This is a genomic window from Streptomyces sp. MUM 203J, assembly GCF_022414595.1.
GTDB lineage: Bacteria > Actinomycetota > Actinomycetes > Streptomycetales > Streptomycetaceae > Streptomyces.
In genome coordinates this window covers 142,117-164,911 of record NZ_JADWYO010000001.1, presented here as the reverse complement: position 1 = coordinate 164,911, position 22,795 = coordinate 142,117, and the positions used below count along the sequence as shown (strand labels likewise).

Below are 22,795 nucleotides of genomic sequence, written 5' to 3'. Positions count from 1 at the left end.
CACGGACACCGTGACGGGGCGGGGCGGGGGCTGGGTCCGCAGGGGCCGTGGCTCAGCGGGACTGCTGGGCCGGGACGCCGCGGGTGGCGGACTCGTCGTCCCCGGGGACGTTCGCCGCGGCGACGGCCGCACCGGTCAGCGTGGCCAGCATCTCGCGCACGTTGGTCAGCTGCGCGTTGATCGAGTCGCGGCGGTTCGTCAGCGCCGCCAGCTCCCGCTCCGACTCGGACCGGATCCGGTCCGCCTTGGCGTTCGCGTCGGCCACGATGTCCTCGGCCTGCCGCTGCGCGGTCTCCACCGTCTGCCGGGCCCGGCGCTCCGCGTCGGTCCGCAGCTTCTCGGCCTCCAGGCGCAGCTGCTCCGCCCGGTGCTCGATCTCCGCGAGTCGCTTCTCCGCCTTCGCCTGACGCGAGGCCAGGTCACGCTCCGACTGCTCCCGCCGCTTCGCGAGGTTCGTCTCGAAGTCGGCCGCCGCCTGCGCGGCCTTCGCGCGGGTCTCCTCGAAGAGCGCGTCGGCCTCCTCGCGCTTGGACTGCGCGTCCTTCTGCGCCTCGGCGCGCAGCTGGTTCGCCTCGCCCTGCGCCTTCTCGACGATCCGTACGCCCTCGTCCTCGGCCTTCGACTTGCGCTCGGCCGCGTACGACTCCGCGTCGTTGCGCACCTGCTGCGCCGCCGCCTCCGCGAGCTCGCGGTGCTGCTCGGCGGCGTGCCGCGCCTCCTCGCGCAGATCCTTCGCCTCCTCCTCGGCGAGACGGAGGATCTTCTCGACCCGGGCACCGAGACCGGCGTACGACGGCTCGGCGTCGCTCACCTGGGCCTGTGCGTTCTGCGTTTCGAGGTGCAGCTCCTCGATGCGCTTTTCCAGAGCACTGATTCGGGCCAGAGCACTGTCGCGGTCGGCAACGAGCTTGCTAATGCGGTCATCCACCTGACCGCGGTCGTAACCACGCCGCACGAGCTCGAAGCCGAAGGGGGAGGAAGTGTCGCTCATGGGGTTCCTGTCGAATGAGACCGGCTGAGGTGTTAGGGGGAATCCTAGGGGTCAGAGCGGCGTGTCATCGAGCGGATGACCGTTTGATTGGGACAATCTCCAGCCTTTTGAGTGGCTTAACCGGTGTTTGACTTGCCACTCGAACGGGTACCCCCGGCTCCCGCACCCGCTTTGACGCTGTTTCCGCTGCCGCCGCCCTTGCCACCGCCGTCACCGGCGGGCGCTTCGAAACTCTCCAACGCCTCCAGCACCGCCTGGACACGGGAGATCTCGCCCTTGATGTCCTCCTGGCGGCGTTCCAGCACCTCCAGCTCCCGGCGCGCGGCGCCCAGCATGACGTCCGCCTCCCGCTCGGCGTCCTCCCTGATCTTCTGCGCCTCGCGGTTCACGTCGGTCTTCTTCTGGTTGGCCTCCTTGAGCAGGCCCTCCGCCTTCTTCACGGCGGCGATACGGACCTTGCTCGCCTCCGAGTTGGCGTCCGCGACCAGCTCCTTGGCCTTCTCCTCCGCCTCGGCCAGCCGCTGCTCCGCGGTCTTCACCAGCTTGTCGGCGCGCTCCCCGGCGACCCGCGTCTGCTCGGTGCTCTCCTGACGGGCCCGCTCGTGCAGCTCCTCGATCTCGCCCTCGGTGCGGCTCCGCAGCTCCTCGACCCGTTCCCTTATGGCGTTCGCGTCCCGGCGGGCCCCGACCAGCAGTTCGTCCGCGTCCGTACGGGCCTTCTCCACCAGGGCATTGCCCTCGACAGTCGCCTCGGACACGATCCGCCCGGCCTCCTTGCGGGCCGCGCCCACCATGGTGTCGGCCTGCGACTCGGCGTCGGTCGTCGCCCGCAGCGCCTCCTCCTGGGCCTTCGCGATGAGCTGGTCGGCCTGTTCGGCAGCGTCCGCCCGCCGCTTGGCCGCGTTCTCGCGCGCCTCGTCGACCACCCGGTCGGCCTCTGCCCGCGCGTCCGCCCGCAGCCGCTCGGCTGCCTCCCTGCCGTCCTTGGCGTGCCGTTCGGCCTCCTCGCGGATCCGGTCGGCCGCCTGCTGCGCCGAACCGACCGTCTCGGCCGCCTCGGCCCGCAGCCGCTCCGCCTCGTCCGCTGCCTCCGCGATGAGCCGGTCGGCCTGTTCGGCGGCGTCGGCCCGCCGCTTGTCGCCCGCCTCGCGGGCCTCGTCGACGAGCCGCCGGGCCTCCGCGCGGGCCTCGTCCAGCACCTGCTCGCCGTCCGCGTGCGCGGCGGCCCGCAGCCGCTCGGCCTCGGCCTCACCCTCGTCCTTGACCTGCTCGGCCTCGCTCCGGAGCCGCTCCGCCTCCTGCCGGGCCTCCTCCAGCACCTCGGTGGCCTCGGTGGCGAGCCGGTCGGCCTCGGCGGCGGCCTCGGTGATGAGCTGGTCGGCCTGTCCGGCCGCGTCGGAGCGTCGCTTGTCCGCGGCCTCGCGGGCCTTGTCCACGAGCCGGTCGGCCTCCGCCCGGGCCTCGTCGAGGACCTGCTCGCCGTCCGCGCGGGCGTCCGACCGCAGCCGCTCGGCCTGCGCCTCGCCGTCCGCCTTGACCTGCTCGGCTTCCGCGCGGAGCCGCGTCGACTCCGCCCGTGCCTCCTCCAGGAGGTCGGTCGCCTCGGTGGTGAGCCGCTCGGCCTCCGCCGAGGCCTCGGTGACGAGCTTGTCGGCCTGTTCGGCAGCGTCGCTGCGCCGCTTGTCCGCGGCCCTGCGGGCCTCGTCGACCAGCCGGTCCGCCTCGGTCCGTGCCTCCTCCAGGAGGTCGGCCGCCTCGGTGGTGAGCCGCTCGGCCTCCGCCGAGGCCTCGGTGACCAGCCGGTCGGCCTGTTCGGCGGCGTCGGCCCGCCGCTTGTCGCCCGCCTCGCGGGCCTCGTCGACGAGCCGCCGGGCCTCCGCCCGGGCCTCCTCCAGGACCTCCGTGGCCTCGGTCGCCAGCTGGTCCGCCGAGGCCGCCGCCTCCGCCGTGATCCGCTCGGCCTCGCCCGTCGCGTCCGCGATCAGCCGCTCCGCCTCGCCGGACGCCTCCGTCACCAGCCGGTCCGCCTGGTCGGCCGCCTCCGACCGGATACGGTTCGCGTCCGACCTGGCCTCCTGCCGGGTGCGGCCCGCGTCCTGCTCCGCAGCCGACAGCGCGTCCGAGGCCTCCGTCCGAACCCGCTGCCCGTACTCCGACGCGTCGGACCGCGTCTTCTCGGCCTCTTCCAGCGCGTCCCGTACGGTCCGCTCGGCCAGCGCCTTCGCCGCCTCGGACTCCTCGCGCGCCCGGTCCCGCAGCAGCGTCGCGTCCGCCGACGCCCGCTCCCGCTCCTCGTGCGCGTCCGTGCGGACCCGCTCGGCCTCCTCCAGGGCCTCCGACCGGGTGCGCTCCGCCGCGTGCTCGGCCGCCGACCGGAGTCCGGCGATCTCCTCCTCGGCCTGCTCGTGCAGCCCCGCGACGGACTCCCGCACCTCACGCGCGGTCTGCTCGGCCGCGCCGACCATCTCGGCGGCCCGCTGCTCGGCCTCCTCGACCAGCCGCTGCGCCTCGGCCTGCGCGTCCTCGACCCGCTTGCGGGCCGAGGCCAGCAGCTCCTCGCTCTGCTCCCGCGCCCGCTCGCGCTCCCGGTCCGCCTCCGCGCGGGCGGCGCCCAGCGTCTCCTCGGCGGCCCGGCGCCGACGGTCGGCCTCCTCCTGCGCGGCCGACAGCTCCTCCGCCGCCTCCGCCTTCAGCCGCTCCGCCGCCGCGGCCGCCTCGGCCCGCACCCGGTCGGCCGACTCCTGAGCCTCCGCCTTGAGCCGCTCGGACTCCGCGGCCGCCTCGGCCCGGAGCCGTACCGCCGCGTCCTCGGCCTCCGCGCGGGCGCCCGCCGCGTCCGCCGCCGCCTCCGTCCGCAGCCGCTGCGCCTCCGCCTCGGCCTCTTCCTGGAGAGCCCGGCGCCGCTCCGCGGACTCGGTGCGCAGCCGCTCCGCCTCCTCGGCCGCCTCCCGCCGCAACCGCTCGCTCTCCGCGCGGGCGTCCGCCAGCGTCTGCTCGGCCGACACCAGCCGCGCCTCGGCGTCCGACTGGAGCCGAGCCAGCTCCTCCGCGGCCTCCGCCTGCCGGGCCGCGATGCCCCGTTCGGCCTCCTCGCGCAGCGCCGCCGCCGCGGTCTCGGCCGCCGTCCTGACCGACTCGGCCTGCTCGTCCGCGTCCGCCCGCAGCTGCTCGGCCTCGCCGCGCGTCCGCTCCAGGGTCTCCTCGGCCTGCGCCCGCAGCGACGTGGCCCGCTCGATGGCCTCGGCCCGTACCCGCTCGCTCTCGGCCGTCGCCCCGGCCCGCAGCTCGTCCGCGTCGGACTTCGCCTTGGTCAGCAGCTCCTCGGCCTTCTTCGCGGCCTCCTCGATCTGCTGCACGGCCTCGCGGCGGGCCTCCGCGCGGATCCGCTCGCCCTCCGCGATCGCCTCCGCGCGCAGGCTCTCGGCCTCGCCCCGCAGCCGCCGCGCCTCCTCCTGGAGTTCGACGGTCTTGGCGCGGTACTCCTCGGTGTCGTCCTTGGCGGCGCCCCGCAGCTGCTCCGCCGTGCCGGTCGCCTCGCGGACCAGCCGGTCCGCCTCGGCCTCCGCCTCCCGGCGGATCCGCTCGGCCTCCTCGGACGCCTTGCGGGTGGTGGACTGTGCCTCCTCGGACGCCTTGCCGAGCATCTCCTCGGCGCTGCGGGCCGCCTGGGCGAGCTGTGCGGCCGAGTCCTCGGCGGCCTTCGTGCGGGCCTTCTCCGCAGCCGCCGCGACCAGCTTCTCCGCCTCACCGCGGGCGTCGGCGAGGGCCTGCTCGGCCTCCGCCTTCAGCGCCTCGGCCTCCTTGGTCGCCTCCCCGACCAGCCGGGCGATCTCCGCCTTCGCGGTACGGGTGCGCTGCTCGTTCGCGGAGTCGGCGGCGGCCAGTCGCCTGGTCGCGTCGTCGGTGGCGGTCGCGACCAGCCTGTCGGCCTCGGTGCGGGCCTCGCGCAGCCGCTCCTCGGCCTCCTGCATCCGCTGCTCGGCGCCCCGGCTCAGCTCCGTGGCCTGCTGCCGGGCCGTCTCCGCCTCCGCCGTGGTGGCCGTACGGACCTGCTCGGCGTGGCTGGTGGCCTCCTGGGCCTGCGCGGACGCGGCGTTCAGGAGCCGCTCGGCGTCCTTGCGGGCCCGCAGCAGGACCGACTCGGCCTCGGTGCGGGCCGCCTCCGCCTCGGCGCCGACCCGCTGCCGGGTCTCCTCGGCCAGCCGGGCCGCCTCGGCGCGGGCCCCGGCCAGTGCCTGCTCGGCCTCGGCGCGCGACTCCTCGAGCAGCCGGCGGGCCTGCTGCTCGGTGCGGGTGCGGAGCTGCTCCGCCCACGCCACGTTCTCGTTGACATGCGTCTCGACCGTCTGGCGCCGCTCGGCCAGCTCCTCGTCGAGCCGCTGGCGGCGCTGCACCGCCTCGTTGTGCAACTCCGCCTGGAGGCGGGCCTGGTGCTCGGCGTGCTCCTGGAGGATGCGCTGGGTCTGGGCGCGGGCCTCGCGCAGTTCCCGCTCGGCGTCGGAGCGCATCTGCTCCGCCTGCGCCTGCGCGTTGCGGAGGAGCTGTTCGGCCTGGTAGCCGGCCTCGTTCGGATCTACGTAGGCAGGGCGGGACGCGATGGTGCGCCGCGCCTCGTGGAGCTTGGCGCGCAAGACCTCGACCTGGTAACCGAGGTCCTCGGCGTGCTGGACGGCCTTCTCCCGCTCGGTCTTCAGCCGGTCCATCTCGGCTTCGAACCGCGAAAGGTGGTCGTCGTCAGCCCGGTGGCTCTCCTGGCGTTCGTAGCCCCGCACTGCGCGGTCCCATCCGTCCCCTGGTTGCGAACTCTCTTTGCACGGGCGCCGTTCGCGGCGAACGGCCCCCCGGGGAATGGTGTCAGACAGTCGGCTCCGACGACGACGCCGCGATGCGGCCCCGATCCGACCCCGGCCCGGAGGCGCCCACTCTACCGGGCCGGGAATCCGGAGGTCAGTGCTCCGCTGAGCCGTCTTCAGTCGGCTGCCCGGCCGAGGTGACGAGCTCGGTCAGCACTCCGTGACAGTCCTTGGGATGCAGAAACGTGATCCGCGACCCCATGGAGCCGCGCCGGGGCTCGTCGTAGAGGACCCGCACACCCTTCTGGCCGATGGCCGCGGCGTCCCCGTCCACGTCGGCGGTGCCGAAGGCGATGTGGTGGACTCCCTCCCCGTTCTTGGCCAGCCACTTCCCGACCGCCGAGTCCTCGCGGGTGGGCTCCAGCAGCTGGAGGTAGGAGGCGCCGCCGTCGGACGTCTCGTTGATCTTGAGCATGGCCTCGCGGACGCCCTGCTCCTCGTTGACCTCGGTGTGGAACACCTCGAAGCCGTAGGTGGCGCGGTAGAACTCCACCGTCTTGTCGAGGTCGAAACAGGCGATCCCGATGTGGTCGATTCTCGTGAGCATGTGACCAGTGGAGCGCTCCGCTGAGCGGTTACGCAACGTGCGCGCCGTCACACCGATCGCCCGGTGACCGGGACACGTACGCCTCAGTACATTGGCAGTAAACCCTCGTTCACTCCGCAGCCCCCTCGGGCTGAAAGGGGATCGTCCTCCATGTCTGGAACGACCGGTAGCACCACCTCTGTCATCGTCGCGGGTGCCCGTACCCCGATGGGCCGCCTGCTCGGCTCTCTCAAGTCCTTCACCGGCGCCGACCTCGGCGGCTTCGCCATCAAGGCCGCCCTGGACCGGGCCGGCATCGGCGGCGACCAGGTGCAGTACGTGATCATGGGCCAGGTGCTCCAGGCGGGTGCCGGGCAGATCCCCGCCCGCCAGGCCGCCGTCAAGGCCGGCATCCCGATGAACGTCCCGGCCCTCACCGTCAACAAGGTGTGCCTCTCCGGCCTCGACGCCATCGCGCTCGCGGACCAGCTGATCCGCGCGGGCGAGTTCGACATCGTCGTCGCCGGCGGCCAGGAGTCCATGACCAACGCCCCGCACCTCCTGCCCAAGACCCGCGAGGGCTACAAGTACGGCGCTGTCCAGATGCTGGACTCCATGGCGCACGACGGGCTCACGGATTCCTTCGAGGGCATCGCCATGGGCGAGTCCACCGAGAAGCACAACAGCCGCCTCGGCCTGGGCCGCGCCGAGCAGGACGAGATCGCCGCCCTGTCCCACCAGCGTGCCGCCGCCGCCCAGAAGAACGGCCTGTTCGAGGCCGAGATCACCCCCGTGGAGGTCCCGCAGCGCAAGGGCGACCCGGTCGTCTTCGCCAAGGACGAGGGCATCCGCGCGGAGACCACGGTCGAATCCCTCGGCAAGCTGCGCCCGGCCTTCTCCAAGGACGGCACGATCACCGCCGGCACATCCTCCCAGATCTCCGACGGCGCCGCCGCGGTCGTCGTGATGAGCAAGGCGAAGGCCGAGGAGCTGGGCCTGGAGTGGATCGCGGAGATCGGCGCCCACGGCAACGTGGCCGGCCCGGACAACTCGCTGCAGTCGCAGCCGTCCAACGCGATCCGGCACGCCCTCAAGAAGGAGGGCCTGGAGGTCTCCGACCTCGACCTGATCGAGATCAACGAGGCGTTCGCGGCGGTCGCCGTGCAGTCAATGAAGGATCTCGGGGTATCCCCTGAAAAGGTGAACGTCAACGGTGGCGCGATCGCCCTGGGCCACCCGATCGGCATGTCCGGCGCCCGTCTGGTCCTGCACCTCGCCCTGGAGCTGAAGCGGCGCGGCGGCGGGGTCGGCGCGGCTGCGCTGTGCGGCGGCGGCGGCCAGGGCGACGCGCTGATCGTCCGCGTACCGAACCACACGGCCAAGTAACCGGCCACGGCACAGCACCGCCACGGGCAGTAAGGAGCGCTGGTAGACAATGGTGGACGTCCCCGCACTGGTGACCCAGGCACGGGAGGGCAGGCCACGGGCCGTGGCCCGGCTGATCTCGCTCGTGGAGGGGGCGTCCCCGCAGCTCCGTGAGGTGATGGCCGCGCTGGCCCCGCTGACGGGCGGGGCCTACGTGGTGGGTCTGACGGGCTCGCCGGGCGTGGGCAAGTCGACGTCGACCTCGGCCCTGGTGACGGCGTACCGCAAGGCGGGCAAGCGGGTGGGCGTCCTGGCGGTGGACCCGTCCTCCCCCTTCTCCGGGGGAGCCCTCCTGGGCGACCGCGTCCGCATGTCGGAACACGCCTCGGACCCCGGCGTCTACATCCGTTCCATGGCGACCCGCGGCCATCTGGGCGGCCTGGCGTGGGCGGCCCCGCAGGCGATCCGGGTGCTGGACGCCGCGGGCTGCGACGTGATCCTGGTGGAGACGGTGGGCGTCGGCCAGTCCGAGGTGGAGATCGCGTCCCAGGCGGACACGTCGGTGGTCCTGCTGGCCCCCGGCATGGGCGACGGCATCCAGGCGGCCAAGGCGGGCATCCTGGAGATCGGCGACGTGTACGTGGTGAACAAGGCCGACAGGGACGGCGCGGACGCCACGGCCCGCGAGCTGAACCACATGCTGGGCCTGGGCGAGTCGCGGGCCCCCGGCGACTGGCGCCCGCCCATCGTCAAGACGGTGGCGGCCCGCTCCGAGGGCGTCGACGAGGTGGTCGAGGCCCTGGAGAAGCACCGCGCCTGGATGGAGGAGCACGGTGTCCTGAACGCCCGCCGCCGCGCCCGCGCCGCGCACGAGGTGGAGACCATCGCGGTCACCGCCCTGCGCGAACGCATCGGAGACCTCCACGGCGACCGCCGCCTGGAGTCCCTCTCGGAACGCATCGTGTCGGGCGGCCTGGACCCGTACACCGCCGCCGACGAACTGGTGGCGGGCCTGACGGGCAACTGAGTCCGCGCCCCCGCACGGCCCCCGCCGCCCCGCTCGCGGAGGGGGCCGTGCGGTGTCCCGGGCGGGCCCCGCCGAGCCGGTGCCGCCCGCTTCCCGGGAGGCCCTGGCGCGGGCCGGGCGCAAGGTCCGGCAGGGACAACGCCCTTGTGGCACCGCGCCCTCGTGACGGACCCGGACGACAGGGCGGCAACGCCTCCGTGGGCGGGGGACGGCCGGTCGCCGCCGCTGCGGGTCTGCCGGGACGGCGGGCGCACCCGGAGCGCGGAGACGGCCGTCCGCCCGCATCGAGCCCTGGCTCCGACGCCGTCCCCCCTCGGCCCCGGGGCGGTGCCGGCCGTGCCGCAGGCGTGCGTCGGCCCGCCCGCACGTCCCCACCCGGCAAGGGCGGGCGGGGACGTCCGGGCGGTGCGGTTTCAGTCGCCCCCGGCCAGGTGCCGCTCCACCGTCGCGACCTTCGAGGTGAGGCCGTCCGTGACGCCCGGGCGGATGTCGGCCTTCAGGACGACCGAGACGCGCGGGGCGCGGGCCTCCACAGCGGCGACGGCGCGCTTCACGACAGCCATCACCTCGTCCCAGTCGCCCTCCAGGGTCGTGAACATCGCGTCCGTGCGGTTCGGCAGGCCGGACTCGCGGACCACCCGCACCGCGTCGGCCACGTACGCGCCGACATCCTCGCCCACGCCCAGCGGGGTGACGCTGAATGCGACGATCATGCGGCGTCCACCACGCCGTCGCGGCGGGCGCGGGAGGCGATGACCTCGGCGTCCGCGGCGCTCTTCAGCTTGCGGTCCGCGAAGAAGCCGCCGAAGGGCAGGACGGACAGAGCGAAGTAGAGCGCCGCCGTCTTCAGCGGCCACTTCACCTTGTTCCAGGCGTCGAGCCAGAAGAGCACGTACAGGACGAAGAGCACACCGTGGATCGCGCCCATGACCGGGACCGCGTTGAAGTCCGTCGTGCGCTTCAGGACCGAGCAGATCAGCAGCAGGATGAACGACACGGCCTCGGGGGCGGAGACCAGGCGGAGACGGTGGAGGGCGGAAGCGGTCTTGATGTCCACGGAAGGCACCTTCCGGCGTGGTGGGGGTGGAAAGGACGGTCGCCGCGCAGGTCCACGGATCTTGTGAACGCGTGCACAAGCGCGTCCATTGTGACAGCCCCTCTTTGCCATCCCTTTATCAGGGTCACGTTCCTCCGCAGGGACCTGTCGTTGCCGCCGGGGGGCCCGCTACCGTCTCTGGGCGTGGCAACCTTCCGACTTCAAGGCAGCAAAGTGCTGGCCGTCGACATGACCGGGGACGCCGTCAAGGCGAAGAACGGGTCGATGGTCGCGTACGAGGGCGATATGGCCTTCAAGAAGATGACAGGCGGCGGTGAGGGGCTGCGCGGCATGGTCACGCGGCGGATCACCGGCGAGAAGATGGAGGTCATGGAGGTGAAGGGGCAGGGCACCTGCTTCTTCGCGGACCGGGCCTCCGACATCACGGTGCTGGGCCTGCGCGGCGACAAGCTGTGGGTCGAGGCCAGCAACCTGCTGTGCACCGAGGCCGCGCTGCGGACCGGCACGACGTTCACCGGCCTGCGCGGCGGGGCGAGCGGCAACGGCCTGTTCACCACCACGGTCGAGGGTTCGGGCCAGGTCGCGATCATGTCGGACGGTCCGGCGGTGGTGCTGCGGGTGTCGCCGCAGTATCCGCTGGCCGTGGACCCCGGGGCGTACATCGCGCACCAGGGGAATCTGACGCAGAGCTTCCAGTCCGGTGTGACGTTCCGCACGTTCGTGGGCGAGGGCGGCGGCGAGGCGTTCCAGATCCGCTTCGAGGGCGATGGGCTCGTGTACGTGCAGCCGAGCGAACGCAACACGATCGGGGGTGACCTCTGATGCCGTTCCGTGAGGTCAATGCGCGGATGGTGGAGGCCACCATCGTGCCGGGGCAGCGAATGTTCAGCCAGCGCGGCGCCATGCTCGCCTACAAGGGTGACGTCAGTTTCACGCCGAATCTGATGGGTGGTCAGGGCGGGATCATGTCGATGATCGGCCGCAGGATGGCCGGCGAGTCGACGCCGCTGATGACGGTCGAGGGCAGCGGCACGGTGATGTTCGGGCACGGAGGTCACCACGTCGAGGTGATCGAGCTGTCCGGGGACACGCTCTGCGTGGAGGCGGACCGGCTGCTGGCCTTCGACGGGACGCTGGAGCAGGGGACGATGTTCATGGGCTCGCAGGGCGGGGTCATGGGCATGGTGCGCGGGCAGGTGACCGGGCAGGGCCTGTTCACGACGACTCTGAAGGGCCACGGGGCCGCGGCCGTCATGGCGCACGGCGGGGTCATCCAGCTGCCGATCACACCGGGCCGCCCGGTCCACGTGGACCCGCAGGCGTATGTCGCGCACCACGGCGACGTACGGAACAAGCTGTCCACCGCGCTGGGCTGGCGCGACATGGTGGGCCGGGGCTCGGGCGAGGCGTTCCAGCTGGAGCTGAGCGGCAGTGGTGCGGTGTTCGTCCAGGCCTCGGAGGAGAAGCTGTGAGCGCGTCCGTCGTGTACGACCCGATGACCCTGCCGAGTGACGACAACGTCAACGCGTACACCTTCTGCGTGGAGCTGAAGGGCTCCCAGTGGTTCTTGCAGAAGGGCAAGATGATCGCGTACTACGGGAACATGAGTTTCAACGGGATCGGTCACGGCCCGCTGGAGCGCATGGTGCGCACGAGCTTCCACTCGCCGCTGCACGCGAGCGACTGGGTGGTGGCGGAGGGCAGCGGCAAGATGCTGCTCGCGGACCGGGCGTTCGATGTGAACTCGTACGACCTGGAGAACGGCAACCTGACCATCCGGGCCGGGAATCTGCTGGCCTTCCAGCCGTCGCTGTCGCTGAAGCAGTCGATCGTGCCCGGGTTCCTGACGCTGATCGGCACCGGCAAGTTCGTGGCCGCCTCGAACGGTGAGGTGGTGTTCATGGAGCCACCGATCCGGGTGGACCCGCAGGCGCTGGTCGGCTGGGCGGACTGCCCGTCGCCGTGCCACCACTACGACCACGGGTACATGACGGGCGTGATGGGCGGCGTGCGAGCGCTGACCGGCATCGGCGGGGCGTCCGGGGAGGAGCACCAGTTCGAGTTCGTCGGCGCGGGGACGGTACTGCTCCAGTCCACCGAGACGCTCATGGCGGAGCAGAACACGGGAACCGTTCCGCACGAGCCGGGCGTCCCCGGGGGCGGTACGCCTGGTTCCGGCCACGGCCCGCACTCTTCGACACCGCGCCTTCCCGGCCAGCTGGGGGACCTCCAGCGCCGCTTCGGGCTGTGAGCGGTAGTCTGCGGAGGGTGACGCGCTCGAACGCCTGCGCCTTTTGCGTGGGCGTTCGGGGACGGGGGACGAAGCGGAGCAGGCGTCACTGCTTGTCGATTTCGTCCACTATTCAACTGCTTAGGTAGAATCCATCTATGGAGACCGAGACGGCCACCCCGTGGCTGACCGACGCGGAGCAGTGCGCCTGGCGCACCTATCTGGACGTCAACAGACTGCTGACGTACCAGCTGGAGAAGGAACTCCAGCCCTTCGGCCTCACCATGAACGACTACGAGATCCTCGTGAACCTCTCGGAGTCCCCCGAGCGGCGCATGCGGATGAGCGACCTGGCAGCGGCCACCCTCCAGTCCAAGAGCCGGCTCTCCCACCAGATCACCCGCATGGAGAACGCCGGTCTGGTCCGCCGTGAGAACTGCGAGTCGGACCGGCGGGGCCTGTTCGCGGTCCTCACGGACCAGGGCATGGACACGATGCGGAAGGTGGCGCCCCACCATGTCGAGTCGGTACGCCGCCACTTCATCGACCAGCTCTCACCCGAGGCCCTGACCTCGCTGCACAAGGCTCTCCAGCCGATCGCGGAAGACCTCCGCGGCCTTCGCGGCAAGCCGTAACCCCGCACGCCGCCACGCCCCGCGCTGCCCCGCGGGCGCCCGCCCTGTGAGGGCCACGCCGACAGTCCCCCACAGGAACCCGCACCGCCGCACGGCGGCCTCGCCCCTGCCGAGGGGGGAGGCCGCCGCGCGCGTTCCCGGCAGGTCAGGGGTCCGCCCGGCGCGGCGCCTCCGCCGCGTCACCCGCGCGGACGCGGCGCAGCACCTCCGCGTGCAGGGCCGCCAGGCCTCCCTCGGGCGGTACGGGAACGGGCGCGCCCGTCATCACGTACCACTCGTCCGCCTCGGAGTACCGCACCCGCACAGCCGCGAGGCCGTCCGGCCGCGCCTCCGTGACGACGTCCAGCTCGCCGGTGACGACGCCGACCTCGTCGGTCATCACGCCGCCGGGGCCGGCCTCCACGTACAGGTTCTCGTGTCTCGTGGTGCTCACGAGTCACAAGTGTTCAGCATCTCCACCAGCTTGTCCTTCTCCGCCTCGGTGACGGTCAGCTCGTATGTCGCCTTCACCGACGTCCAGGCGCGGCCGTACGCGCACCAGTACGTCTTCGACGGCGGCTGCCACTGGTCCGGGCCCTGGTCGCCCTTGGAGCGGTTCGTCCTCGCGGTCACCGCCAGGAGCTGCGGGTGCGTCAGGTCGTTGGCGAACGCCCTGCGCTTCTCCTGGTCCCACTTGTCCGCGCCCGAGCGCCACGCGTTGGCCAGCGGCACCATGTGGTCGATGTCCAGCTCGGACGCGTCGTCGACGGTCACGTCGTCGTACACGCTGACCCACGTGCCGGACACCGCCCGGCACTGCTCGTCCTGCCGCACCTCGGCGCCCTCGCGCTCCAGCACCGTCTCGCGCGTGTTGCACTTCTGGCCCTGCTCCGCCCAGTGCGGGAACTTCGAGCGGCTGTAGCCGCGCATGCTGCCGTGCGGGGCGACCGTCAGGCCGTCGAGCCGGGCGCGGGCCTCGGCCGCGGTGGGCATGCCCGGGAGGGCGCTGTCGTCGGAGCCGCCCGTCCCTCCGCCGGTGGACGGGGACGCGGGTGCCGACGGGGTGGCCGCGCCCTTGCGGTCCGTCCCCTCCCCGGTCGCCGTGCAGCCCGCCACCGTGAGTGCGGTCAGTGCCGTCGCCGCCGCGAACGCCCTTACCCGCCACCGTCGCTGATGCCTCATGGCCCGACGGCCCCCCTCTGTTGATTGAACGTGTGAGCAGTTCATTGTCGGGGCTCGCGCGGAGCCGCGGCAACGCCGGAACGGCCGGAGGCGTGGTGCCGGCCGCGGCGACCAAAGCGTGAGACCGGGCTGACCGGAATGTGACTGCTGGGTAAGGTCGAGGCGTGCCGAAGCCGCTCAGTCTCCCGTTCGACCCCATCGCCCGCGCCGACGAACTCTGGCAGCAGCGCTGGGGCCCGGCTCCCTCGATGGCCGCGATCACCTCGATCATGCGCGCCCACCAGATCCTGCTGGCCGAGGTCGACGCCGTCGTCAAGCCGTACGGGCTGACCTTCGCCCGGTACGAGGCGCTGGTGCTGCTCACCTTCTCCCAGGCGGGCGAGCTGCCCATGTCCAAGATCGGTGAGCGGCTCATGGTCCACCCCACGTCGGTGACGAACACCGTGGACCGGCTGGTCAGGGCCGGTCTGGTCGACAAGCGCCCGAACCCCAACGACGGGCGCGGCACTCTCGCCTCGGTCACGGACAGGGGCCGCGAGGTCGTGGAGGCGGCCACGAAGGACCTGATGGGCATGGACTTCGGGCTGGGCGTGTACGACGCGGAGGAGTGCTCGGAGCTCTTCGCGATGCTGCGGCCCCTGCGGGTGGCGGCGGGGGACTTCGAGGAGAGGTAGTCGGCCGGGGGTCTGTGAAGATCGCCCGGAACGCCTGGTTACGCTCGTGGGCATGAAATCCAGCGTGCTGACCCGTTACCGGGTGATGGCCTACGTCACCGCCGTCATGCTGCTTGTGCTGTGCACGTGCATGGTCTTCAAGTACGGGTTCGAGATGGGCGAGGACGTGACCTTCATGGTCTCCCAAGCCCACGGTCTGCTCTACATCATCTACCTGATCTTCGCGTTCGATCTGGGCTCCAAGGCGCGCTGGTCCTTCGGCAAGCTGCTGTGGATCCTGCTCTCGGGCACGATTCCCCTCGCCGCCTTCTTCGTCGAGCGCAAGGTCGTCCGGGAGGTCCAGCCGCTGGTCACGGGCGCGGTGACCGCCCCGGCCAAGGCCTGAGAGGGCTTCTCGCCGCCGGGTGTGACGTACACGTCCGGCGGCTTCCCATCGACATTTACTAGGACGTCCTAGTAAATTCGAGGGTATGGACGCTGACGCCATCGAGGAAGGCCGCCGACGCTGGCAGGCCCGCTACGACGCCGCCAAGAAGCGCGACGCCGACTTCACCACGCTCTCCGGCGATCCCGTGGAGCCCGCGTACGGGCCGAGGCCCGGCGACACCTACGACGGCTTCGAGCGGATCGGCTGGCCCGGTGAGTACCCCTTCACCCGAGGCCTGTACCCGACCGGCTACCGGGGCCGGACCTGGACCATCCGCCAGTTCGCCGGGTTCGGCAACGCCGAGCAGACGAACGAGCGCTACAAGATGATCCTCGGCAACGGCGGCGGCGGTCTCTCCGTCGCCTTCGACATGCCGACACTCATGGGCCGCGACTCCGACGACCCGCGTTCGCTGGGCGAGGTCGGCCACTGCGGGGTCGCGATCGACTCGGCCGCCGACATGGAGGTCCTGTTCAAGGACATCCCGCTCGGTGACGTCACCACGTCGATGACCATCAGCGGGCCGGCCGTCCCGGCCTTCTGCATGTACCTGGTCGCCGCCGAGCGCCAGGGCGTCGACCCGGGGGTGCTCAACGGCACGCTCCAGACGGACATCTTCAAGGAGTACATCGCCCAGAAGGAGTGGCTGTTCCAGCCCGAGCCGCACCTGCGGCTGATCGGTGACCTGATGGAGCACTGCGCGGCGAACATCCCCGCGTACAAGCCGCTCTCGGTCTCCGGCTACCACATCCGCGAGGCGGGCGCGACGGCCGCGCAGGAACTCGCGTACACCCTGGCCGACGGCTTCGGCTACGTCGAGCTGGGCCTGTCGCGCGGTCTGGACGTGGACGTCTTCGCCCCCGGCCTGTCCTTCTTCTTCGACGCGCACGTCGACTTCTTCGAGGAGATCGCGAAGTTCCGCGCCGCCCGCCGCATCTGGGCGCGCTGGATGAAGGAGACCTACGGCGCCAGGACCGACAAGGCGCAGTGGCTGCGCTTCCACACCCAGACGGCGGGCGTCTCGCTGACCGCCCAGCAGCCGTACAACAACGTCGTACGGACGGCTGTGGAGGCGCTCGCGGCGGTCCTCGGCGGCACCAACTCCCTCCACACCAACGCCCTCGACGAGACCCTCGCGCTGCCGAGCGAGCAGGCCGCCGAGATCGCGCTGCGGACGCAGCAGGTGCTGATGGAGGAGACCGGCGTCGCCAACGTGGCCGACCCGCTGGGCGGTGCCTGGTACGTCGAGCAGCTCACGGACCGGATCGAGGCGGACGCGGAGAAGATCTTCGACCAGATCAAGGAGCGCGGCCTGCGCGCCCACCCGGACGGCAGGCACCCCATCGGGCCCATCACCTCCGGCATCCTGCGCGGGATCGAGGACGGCTGGTTCACCGGCGAGATCGCGGAGTCCGCGTTCCGCTACCAGCAGTCTCTGGAGAAGGGCGACAAGCGGGTCGTCGGCGTCAACTGCCACACCGGCTCGGTCACCGGCGACCTGGAGATCCTGCGGGTCAGCCACGAGGTGGAGCGCGAGCAGGTCCGCGCCCTGGCCGACCGCAAGTCCCGCCGGGACGACGCCAAGGTCCGCGCCTCCCTGGACGCGATGCTGGAGGCGTCCCGGAGCGGCGCCAACATGATCGAGCCCATGCTGGAGGCGGTCCGCGCGGAGGCCACGCTGGGCGAGATCTGCGGGGCGCTGCGCGACGAGTGGGGCGACTACGTGGAGCCTGCGACGTTCTGAGGGCCCCCGCGAAGGCCCTCCGGTCCTGCCCGTCCCGCCCGGTCCTCTCCGGCGGGCCGGGCAGGGGAAAAGCCCTGGCGGGAGGCGATGCCGGAGGGCAAGCTGGGCCGATGCGCATCGAGATCCGTGAGGCCGCCGCCGAGGACTGGCCCGCCGTCTGGCCGTTCTTCCGTCAGATCGTCCAGGCGGGGGAGACGTTCACCTTCCCCGTGGACCTCACCGAGGAGGACGGGCGCGGCTGGTGGATGCTCACGGCGCCGAACCGCACCGTCGTCGCCGTCGACGCGGAAACCGGCGCGGTCGTCGGCTCCGCCAAGATGAACAACAACCAGCACGGCAACGGCGCGCACATCGCCAGCGCCAGCTACATGGTCGACCCGGCGTTCGGCGGCCGGGGGGTCGGGCGGGCGCTCGTCGAGGAGAGCCTGGAGTGGGCGCGCGCCGCCGGATTCCGGGGGATGCAGTTCAACGCCGTCGCGGAGACGAACAGGCACGCCGTACGGCTCTACGAGGACCTCGGGTTCCGGATCGTCGGCACCGTCCCGGGTGCCTTCCGGCACCCGGTGGAGGGGTACGCCGGCCTGCACGTCATGTTCCGGGAGCTGTGAGGCGCCTCAGGCCCCGTCGGCCGCCGCGCCCAGGCCGCCCAGCAGCAGCGCCGTGAAGCGCCGCACCCACTCGGCGTCGACCGGCTCCCCGCTCACCAGCGCGCGGTGCACCACCGCACCCGCGATCACGTCGAAGATCAGGTCGTCGGTGCCGCTCTCCGGCGCGCCGACGCCCGGGGGCAGTTCGCCGCGGGCCTGGGCGCGGGCACGTCCCTCCAGGACGAGGCGTTTCTGGCGGTCCACGATCGAGGTGCGGATCCGTTCGCGGAGGGGGGCGTCCCGGGTGGACTCGGCCACCACCGCCATGAGCGCCGTCTTGGCCTCGGGGCGTTCCAGGATCGCCGCGAACTGGTGGACGACGCCCTCGACGTCGGCGGCGAGGCTGCCCCGGTCGGGAAGCTCCAGCTCGTCGAAGAGGACCGCGACGGCGTCGACGACCAGTTCGCTCTTTCCGGCCCAGCGCCGGTAGAGCGTGGTCTTGGCGACACCCGCGCGGGCGGCGACATCGCTGAGCGAGAGCTTGGACCAGCCCAGCTCGACCAGGGCCGTGCGGGTCGCCTCCAGGATCGCGGTGTCGGCGGCGGCGCTGCGCGGGCGCCCCGGGCGGCCGGGGGAGGTGGGGGGAGTGGTGTGGCGGCTGCGCATGACGGCGACCATACCGGTGAGTAGCTTCTTCTGGCCCGAGGCCGTGCATGTGGGGCAGTTCACAGCTCCCGCCGGCCCGCGCCCCGTGCGGTCCAGATACGCTACGACCCGTAGCGAAAGCGGGTGGACGCGTGGTTCCATCGGCCCGAGCGACGACCACAGGACAGGCGCAGGCACCGAGTGGGGACCCGGTGCCGTCCACGGCGCGAGCCGTGCCGTACCGGTCACACGCGCGGAAGGGGGAGGATGTACGTATGCAGCCTAGGAACATGTCCATGAGCGGCGTCGTCGACCTCGCCGCGGTGAAGGCGGCCGGTGAGGCCAAGGTGAAGGCGGAGCAGGCGCGGGCCGAGGCGGCCCGGCAGGGCGGGGGCGGAGCCGTACCGCCCTCCGCCCTGGTGATCGATGTCGACGAGGCGGGCTTCGAGCGCGAGGTTCTGCAGCGCTCGGCCGAGGTGCCCGTCGTCCTCGACTTCTGGGCCGAGTGGTGCCAGCCGTGCAAGCAGCTCAGCCCCCTGCTGGAGCGACTGGCCGTCGAGTACGACGGCCGTGTCGTGCTCGCGAAGATCGACGTCGACGCCAACCAGATGCTGATGCAGCAGTTCGGGATCCAGGGGATTCCCGCGGTGTTCGCGGTGGTGGCCGGGCAGGCCCTGCCGCTGTTCCAGGGGGCGGCGCCCGAGCAGCAGATCCGCGAGACCCTGGACCAGCTCGTGCAGGTGGCCGAGCAGCGCTTCGGGATCACGGGGATCGCCGTGGACGCCGACGCCCAGGGGCCCGAGGGGGATGCGGCCGAGGCTCCGGCGGCGCCCGCCGGTCCGCACGACGCCCTGCTGGAGGCGGCGGTCCGCGCGCTGGACTCCGGCGACATCCCGGGAGCCGTCCAGGCGTACAAGAACGTCCTCGTCGACGACCCGGGCAACACCGAGGCCAAGCTGGGTCTCGCGCAGGCCGAACTGCTGGGCCGGGTCCAGGGCATGGACCCGCAGCAGGTGCGGAAGGCCGCCGCCGAGAAGCCGGAGGACGTCGCGGCGCAGCTCGCCGTGGCGGACCTGGATCTGGTCGGCGGCCACGTGGAGCACGCCTTCGAACGGCTCGTCGACACGGTGCGGGTCACCGCGGGCGATGACCGGGACGCGGTGCGGGTGCGGCTGCTGGAGCTGTTCGAGGTGGTCGGGCCGGACGACCCGCGGGTGACGAAGGCGCGGGGGGCGCTGGCGCGCGTGCTCTTCTGAGCCGGGCCCCGCGGCCCGGTCGCCGTGAACCCGGTCGCTGATATGGCGACACGACGACATGGCGACTCGGTGACAGGCAGAAGGACGGCGGCTGCGCTTTACCAAAACTTGGTAATCCGCAGCCGCTGTTACTTGTAGTAAGTCAACGCTCGCTTTATGTCCGTCCATCATCCGGCATATCCGCTTCTGTCGAACCGGCCGGTAGCACCGTGTGTGCCCGTACGGCGCCATGCCGTCGCAGCCGTTTTATCGACCCGTTACTAGCCGGTAACGAACCCCCTTGTGCGCGCCGCCCGAATGCACCACGATCAGCGACGCTCGGTCCGAAACCGCAACAGCCCGGCAACCAGCCGCGCTCGCGGACTTCGGGTCCCCACCGGGTAGGCCGGCGGCACTGTCGCGCCGGCCGTGGACAGGGGGGTTCCCGCCTATCCGGCAGGACCTGTCCGAACGGGCCGCAGGCGAGAGCGCCGAGCGGCCCGCGGTTGTCGCTCGGGAGTGATCGCCGGTGATACGGACGCGGGCTCGCGCCCTATCCGCGGGCGTTCCCCTTCCCGAGGACGTAGCACTTCTCCCATCCCAGGACGGGCCCGAGGGTCCCTCCCGGAGATGTACGTCCGAGAAGGAGGAATCTATGCAGTCCCAGGTTCGCGGTGGGACCAGATGGAAGCGGTTCGCCGTCGTCATGGTGCCGAGCGTGGCCGCGACGGCCGCGATCGGCGTCGGTCTGGCCCAGGGCGCGCTGGCGGCGTCGTTCGCGGTGTCCGGCCAGGAGTTCAAGGTCACCACCGAGCGCCTCAAGGGTGACGGCTTCGCCCAGTACGGCGGCGCCGACATGGGCTACAAGGAGATCAAGGGCGGAGACGCGGTCACCGTTCGTCCGGTCGCCATCTCGTCTTTCGAGAATGCCACGATCACCAAGATGTGCCAGTCGGTGGTCACCCCGGACGTGCCCTTCATCGGTAAGGTCACGCTCCGGCTGGAGGCCGGCAAGGACAAGCCCGTCGAGGCTTCGAGGTTGTACCTCGACGTCACAGAGCTCGACGCCGACGCCACGTTCGAGAACATCGACATCGGCATCGCGGCCAAGCACACCGCCAAGGGTGACGCCAAGGGCTGGGGCAAGGGACCGGCCATCAAGGACCAGATCAACCAGAACGGCTTCGCCCAGCAGGCGGAGTCGGTCGTCCTCACCGACGTGAGGCAGAAGGCGTGGGCGACCACCGCCGGCACTTTCAAGCTGAGCGGTCTGAGCATGCGTCTGCACGTCGGCGACGGTCCGAAGGTCGAGTGCTTCTGACCGGCGATCCGTACGGGCGGGTGTGAGAGCCCCGGGCTGTCGCGCCCGCCCGTCTCCCTCTTCACACAGCACATCCAGTACCAGGGAGCTTTCTCATGAGCGCCGAGTCAGCCGCGCCCGCGCCCACCACCGCCGAGCAGAACGAGCACTACCTTCGCGTCCTGAAGCGGCGGTTCCGCGCCTGGCGGGGCAACCGGCCGTTCTGGGCGGGGCTGCTCACGCTGCTGGGCGGCATCCCGATCGCGTACTTCCCGTACGCGAGCCTCCACCTCGGGCAGATGACCGTCACCATGCAGACGCCCGGAGGTTCAGGGTCGCTGATCATCGGGGTGCTGCTGGTCACGCTGGGCCTCACGATGTGGTTCCAGCCGCTGGTACGGATCTTCGCGGGCGTGGCCGCGATCATGCTGGCGCTGGTGTCCATTCCGGTGTCGAACTTCGGCGGCTTCGTCATGGGCTATCTGGGCGCGCTGCTGGGCGGCGCCCTGTCCATCGCGTGGGCGCCGGGGACTCCGGCAGCCGAGGCGGGACCTGAGGCCGCGCCCGAGGCGGAGCGGCAGGCGACCCCCGTACAGCCGGAGGCGCCCGCACAGACGCTGAACCTGGCGAAGGAGGCTCCGGCTCCGGCTCCGGAGCCGCGGCCCGACGCCACCGCGCCCCACGACAGCACACCCACGGACATCAGCACCGAAACGATCCCTGACCCGAACGGCGGGAGGAACAGTGCGGGGTGACGAGACGCAGCCGACGGCCGCCGACGGCGAGGCCGCGCGCACGAGACGCGGCCCGCGCCACGCGGCCCCGCGCAAGTCTCTGCTGACCAGACTGCAGGGCCCGGCCGGCAAGGCCATCGCCCTCGCGGCCATGCCCACTGCGGTCATCGTCGGCATGAGCCTGACGCCACGGCCCGCGATGGCCGACGAGAACGACATCCCCTTCGCGCCCGGCCCCTGTGTGACGCAGCCGGACGAGCAGGAGCAGCCGGAGGACTCCGAGGAGCCGAAGGCCACGCCGTCCCCGTCCGCCTCCCAGGACTCGCAGGACTCCCGGGAGGAGCAGGCGTCCGGGAAGGAGCGGAAGCCGGAGGCCGAGCCGCAGCAGCAGGCCCCCAAGCCCTCGTCGAGCCCGTCTCCGGGCCGTACGGAGGCCGCGCCGACCGCCCCGGTCACGGAACCGGGCGCCGGTACGGGTGCGGACGCGGGTTCCCCTACGGGCTCCACCGCCCCGGAGACGGCCGCCCCGGGCCCCGCGCCCACCGAGACCAGGAACCCCCTGGACCCGCTGGGGGTGGGGGAGACCGTCAAGGACTTCTTCGGCGGCCTGCTCGGCACGGGCGGTTCGGGCGATGCCCCGGCCGAGGGCGACGGTACGGCGACGGAGCAGCAGGCGCAGACCCAGCCGCAGACCCGGACCGAGGAGGAGCCGCCGCCGGCGGAGCCGCCCGCGGCCGGGAGGGTCACCGACAAGGTCCCCGAGACCGTGCCCGAGGCACCCACGGCCCCCACGCCCCAGAAGACGCCCGAGGCCGTCAAGGACACGGCCGAGGACACGGCCGAGGTCGCCGTCGCGGACACCACCGAGGAGGCCATCAGGAAGGCCGCCGACCAGGTCGGTGCCGAGGTCGAGGAGCTGCCCGAGGACGCCCGGGGGCTGGACGCGAAGCAGGACGAGGACATACCCGACGGGGCCAAGCCCCGCTTCCCGTGCCCCACCTCCGACCCGGAGGCGCTGGCCGCCGCCGAGCTGGAGCCGGGCATGCCACAGCTCCCGGACGAGCCGTGGCAGCTGGAGTCCACCCTGCTGACGCTGCGCGGCCTCGACTACCACGGCATCGTGGAGGTCCAGACCGGCAGCGGCAAGGTCAAGAAGGTCCTGAAGTTCACCGCCTCCGAGGTGGACATCAAGGACCTGCACCAGAAGACCGTCCACAGCGAGGGCCGGACGGGCCATGTGACGTCCCGCGCGGGCTCCACGTCCACCATGCGCAACGGCACGGTGACCATGTACACCGAGGAGCTGAAGGGCAATCTGTTCGGCATCATCCCGGTGACCTTCAGCCCCGAGACCCCGCCCCCGCTGGACGTGCCCTTCGCGTTCTTCACCAACGCACGCGTCACCCAGGCGGGTCAGTTCGGCGGCACCCTCACCGTGCCGGGCCTGCGCAACTTCATCGAGGGCTGACAACACCCCGGCGCACTGTGGGCCGTGCCCCCGCCCAGCGGGAGCGCGGCCCACAGCCATGCGGAATGAGTGGATTCACCCTTCTGCGCGTGGTGTGATGAACGCGTCACGCAGCGGCGTCGAACGGGCTTAGCCT

22 protein-coding genes are annotated in these 22,795 nt (G+C 72.0%); 14 read left to right on the top strand and 8 right to left on the bottom strand.

The window, feature by feature from the left end; genetic code table 11:
• Nucleotides 1-52: 52 nt before the first annotated feature.
• The 3 genes from I3F58_RS00710 to mce form a co-directional block, all read right to left on the bottom strand.
• A complete protein-coding gene (locus I3F58_RS00710) occupies nt 53-991 on the bottom strand; it encodes a cellulose-binding protein (RefSeq protein WP_240106133.1) in 939 nt (312 codons plus the stop codon).
• A 116-nt stretch (nt 992-1,107) separates the two neighbouring features.
• Nucleotides 1,108-5,763, bottom strand: coding sequence for a polarized growth protein Scy (scy, locus tag I3F58_RS00705; RefSeq protein ID WP_240106132.1), 4,656 nt, complete (start codon nt 5,761-5,763; stop codon nt 1,108-1,110).
• A 175-nt stretch (nt 5,764-5,938) separates the two neighbouring features.
• A complete protein-coding gene (gene mce, locus I3F58_RS00700; protein WP_240106131.1) occupies nt 5,939-6,391 on the bottom strand; it encodes a methylmalonyl-CoA epimerase in 453 nt (150 codons plus the stop codon).
• 150 nt (nt 6,392-6,541) lie between these two features.
• Between mce and I3F58_RS00695 the strand changes: the two genes are divergently transcribed.
• The gene (locus tag I3F58_RS00695) at nt 6,542-7,756 is read left to right on the top strand and encodes an acetyl-CoA C-acetyltransferase (RefSeq protein ID WP_240106130.1); all 1,215 of its coding nucleotides are present in this window, start codon (nt 6,542-6,544) and stop codon (nt 7,754-7,756) included.
• 49 nt (nt 7,757-7,805) lie between these two features.
• Nucleotides 7,806-8,762, top strand: coding sequence for a methylmalonyl Co-A mutase-associated GTPase MeaB (gene meaB / locus I3F58_RS00690; protein ID WP_240106129.1), 957 nt, complete (start codon nt 7,806-7,808; stop codon nt 8,760-8,762).
• 413 nt (nt 8,763-9,175) lie between these two features.
• Here meaB and I3F58_RS00685 read toward each other — a convergent pair whose 3' ends face one another.
• Nucleotides 9,176-9,475, bottom strand: coding sequence for an MTH1187 family thiamine-binding protein (locus tag I3F58_RS00685; RefSeq protein WP_240106128.1), 300 nt, complete (start codon nt 9,473-9,475; stop codon nt 9,176-9,178).
• The gene (locus tag I3F58_RS00680) at nt 9,472-9,819 is read right to left on the bottom strand and encodes a DUF3817 domain-containing protein (RefSeq protein ID WP_240106127.1); all 348 of its coding nucleotides are present in this window, start codon (nt 9,817-9,819) and stop codon (nt 9,472-9,474) included. Before I3F58_RS00680 ends, I3F58_RS00685 begins: the two co-directional genes overlap by 4 nt.
• A 183-nt stretch (nt 9,820-10,002) precedes the next feature.
• Between I3F58_RS00680 and I3F58_RS00675 the strand changes: the two genes are divergently transcribed.
• The 4 genes from I3F58_RS00675 (at nt 10,003) to I3F58_RS00660 (ending at nt 12,684) form a co-directional block, all read left to right on the top strand.
• Complete coding sequence (locus tag I3F58_RS00675) at nt 10,003-10,641, top strand: AIM24 family protein (RefSeq protein ID WP_240106126.1); 639 nt, start codon at nt 10,003-10,005, stop codon at nt 10,639-10,641.
• A complete protein-coding gene (locus tag I3F58_RS00670; protein WP_240106125.1) occupies nt 10,641-11,291 on the top strand; it encodes an AIM24 family protein in 651 nt (216 codons plus the stop codon). Before I3F58_RS00675 ends, I3F58_RS00670 begins: the two co-directional genes overlap by 1 nt.
• A 23-nt stretch (nt 11,292-11,314) precedes the next feature.
• Nucleotides 11,315-12,070: an AIM24 family protein gene (locus I3F58_RS00665; protein WP_240106323.1), complete on the top strand. Its 756-nt coding sequence runs from the start codon at nt 11,315-11,317 to the stop codon at nt 12,068-12,070.
• A gap of 137 nt (nt 12,071-12,207) precedes the next feature.
• Nucleotides 12,208-12,684: a MarR family winged helix-turn-helix transcriptional regulator gene (locus I3F58_RS00660; protein ID WP_240106124.1), complete on the top strand. Its 477-nt coding sequence runs from the start codon at nt 12,208-12,210 to the stop codon at nt 12,682-12,684.
• 145 nt (nt 12,685-12,829) lie between these two features.
• On the opposite strand, the gene I3F58_RS00655 is transcribed toward I3F58_RS00660, so the two are convergent.
• Nucleotides 12,830-13,117 (bottom strand): hypothetical protein, encoded by a 288-nt coding sequence (locus tag I3F58_RS00655; RefSeq protein ID WP_374207878.1) that lies wholly within the window; start codon nt 13,115-13,117, stop codon nt 12,830-12,832.
• Nucleotides 13,114-13,845, bottom strand: a complete 732-nt coding sequence (locus I3F58_RS00650; RefSeq protein ID WP_240106123.1) for an HNH endonuclease family protein — start codon at nt 13,843-13,845, stop codon at nt 13,114-13,116. The genes I3F58_RS00655 and I3F58_RS00650 overlap by 4 nt, the downstream gene beginning before the upstream one ends.
• Before the next feature lie 164 nt (nt 13,846-14,009).
• Between I3F58_RS00650 and I3F58_RS00645 the strand changes: the two genes are divergently transcribed.
• From I3F58_RS00645 to I3F58_RS00630, 4 genes are all read left to right on the top strand, one after another.
• Nucleotides 14,010-14,519 carry a MarR family winged helix-turn-helix transcriptional regulator gene (locus tag I3F58_RS00645; protein WP_240106122.1) on the top strand — a complete coding sequence of 170 codons (510 nt, stop codon included), beginning with the start codon at nt 14,010-14,012 and terminating at the stop codon, nt 14,517-14,519.
• Nucleotides 14,520-14,571: 52 nt separating this feature from the next.
• Nucleotides 14,572-14,904 (top strand): DUF3817 domain-containing protein, encoded by a 333-nt coding sequence (locus I3F58_RS00640; protein ID WP_240106121.1) that lies wholly within the window; start codon nt 14,572-14,574, stop codon nt 14,902-14,904.
• A gap of 85 nt (nt 14,905-14,989) precedes the next feature.
• The gene (locus I3F58_RS00635; protein WP_240106120.1) at nt 14,990-16,690 is read left to right on the top strand and encodes a methylmalonyl-CoA mutase; all 1,701 of its coding nucleotides are present in this window, start codon (nt 14,990-14,992) and stop codon (nt 16,688-16,690) included.
• A gap of 116 nt (nt 16,691-16,806) precedes the next feature.
• The gene (locus tag I3F58_RS00630; protein ID WP_240106321.1) at nt 16,807-17,298 is read left to right on the top strand and encodes a GNAT family N-acetyltransferase; all 492 of its coding nucleotides are present in this window, start codon (nt 16,807-16,809) and stop codon (nt 17,296-17,298) included.
• 6 nt (nt 17,299-17,304) lie between these two features.
• On the opposite strand, the gene I3F58_RS00625 is transcribed toward I3F58_RS00630, so the two are convergent.
• On the bottom strand, nt 17,305-17,943 hold the full coding sequence (locus tag I3F58_RS00625) for a TetR/AcrR family transcriptional regulator (protein WP_240106119.1): 639 nt from the start codon (nt 17,941-17,943) through the stop codon (nt 17,305-17,307).
• A 254-nt stretch (nt 17,944-18,197) separates the two neighbouring features.
• On the opposite strand from I3F58_RS00625, the gene I3F58_RS00620 reads away from it, so the two are divergent.
• The 4 genes from I3F58_RS00620 (at nt 18,198) to I3F58_RS00605 (ending at nt 22,659) form a co-directional block, all read left to right on the top strand.
• The gene (locus I3F58_RS00620; RefSeq protein ID WP_240106118.1) at nt 18,198-19,178 is read left to right on the top strand and encodes a tetratricopeptide repeat protein; all 981 of its coding nucleotides are present in this window, start codon (nt 18,198-18,200) and stop codon (nt 19,176-19,178) included.
• Between the two features lie 634 nt (nt 19,179-19,812).
• Complete coding sequence (locus I3F58_RS00615) at nt 19,813-20,478, top strand: DUF6230 family protein (protein ID WP_240106117.1); 666 nt, start codon at nt 19,813-19,815, stop codon at nt 20,476-20,478.
• 95 nt (nt 20,479-20,573) lie between these two features.
• Nucleotides 20,574-21,212, top strand: coding sequence for a DUF6114 domain-containing protein (locus tag I3F58_RS00610; protein ID WP_240106116.1), 639 nt, complete (start codon nt 20,574-20,576; stop codon nt 21,210-21,212).
• Nucleotides 21,202-22,659 (top strand): hypothetical protein, encoded by a 1,458-nt coding sequence (locus I3F58_RS00605; RefSeq protein ID WP_240106115.1) that lies wholly within the window; start codon nt 21,202-21,204, stop codon nt 22,657-22,659. Before I3F58_RS00610 ends, I3F58_RS00605 begins: the two co-directional genes overlap by 11 nt.
• Nucleotides 22,660-22,795: the final 136 nt, after the last annotated feature.

What these genes read in the sequence shown, in the direction of transcription:
- I3F58_RS00710 (WP_240106133.1), bottom strand. Translation starts at nt 991, where the DNA reads ATGAGCGACACTTCCTCCCCCTTCGGCTTCGAGCTCGTGCGGCGTGGT.
- mce (WP_240106131.1), bottom strand. Translation starts at nt 6,391, where the DNA reads ATGCTCACGAGAATCGACCACATCGGGATCGCCTGTTTCGACCTCGAC.
- I3F58_RS00695 (WP_240106130.1), top strand. Translation starts at nt 6,542, where the DNA reads ATGTCTGGAACGACCGGTAGCACCACCTCTGTCATCGTCGCGGGTGCC.
- meaB (WP_240106129.1), top strand. Translation starts at nt 7,806, where the DNA reads ATGGTGGACGTCCCCGCACTGGTGACCCAGGCACGGGAGGGCAGGCCA.
- I3F58_RS00685 (WP_240106128.1), bottom strand. Translation starts at nt 9,475, where the DNA reads ATGATCGTCGCATTCAGCGTCACCCCGCTGGGCGTGGGCGAGGATGTC.
- I3F58_RS00670 (WP_240106125.1), top strand. Translation starts at nt 10,641, where the DNA reads ATGCCGTTCCGTGAGGTCAATGCGCGGATGGTGGAGGCCACCATCGTG.
- I3F58_RS00665 (WP_240106323.1), top strand. Translation starts at nt 11,315, where the DNA reads ATGACCCTGCCGAGTGACGACAACGTCAACGCGTACACCTTCTGCGTG.
- I3F58_RS00660 (WP_240106124.1), top strand. Translation starts at nt 12,208, where the DNA reads ATGGAGACCGAGACGGCCACCCCGTGGCTGACCGACGCGGAGCAGTGC.
- I3F58_RS00650 (WP_240106123.1), bottom strand. Translation starts at nt 13,845, where the DNA reads ATGAGGCATCAGCGACGGTGGCGGGTAAGGGCGTTCGCGGCGGCGACG.
- I3F58_RS00640 (WP_240106121.1), top strand. Translation starts at nt 14,572, where the DNA reads ATGAAATCCAGCGTGCTGACCCGTTACCGGGTGATGGCCTACGTCACC.
- I3F58_RS00635 (WP_240106120.1), top strand. Translation starts at nt 14,990, where the DNA reads ATGGACGCTGACGCCATCGAGGAAGGCCGCCGACGCTGGCAGGCCCGC.
- I3F58_RS00625 (WP_240106119.1), bottom strand. Translation starts at nt 17,943, where the DNA reads ATGCGCAGCCGCCACACCACTCCCCCCACCTCCCCCGGCCGCCCGGGG.
- I3F58_RS00620 (WP_240106118.1), top strand. Translation starts at nt 18,198, where the DNA reads ATGCAGCCTAGGAACATGTCCATGAGCGGCGTCGTCGACCTCGCCGCG.
- I3F58_RS00615 (WP_240106117.1), top strand. Translation starts at nt 19,813, where the DNA reads ATGCAGTCCCAGGTTCGCGGTGGGACCAGATGGAAGCGGTTCGCCGTC.
- I3F58_RS00610 (WP_240106116.1), top strand. Translation starts at nt 20,574, where the DNA reads ATGAGCGCCGAGTCAGCCGCGCCCGCGCCCACCACCGCCGAGCAGAAC.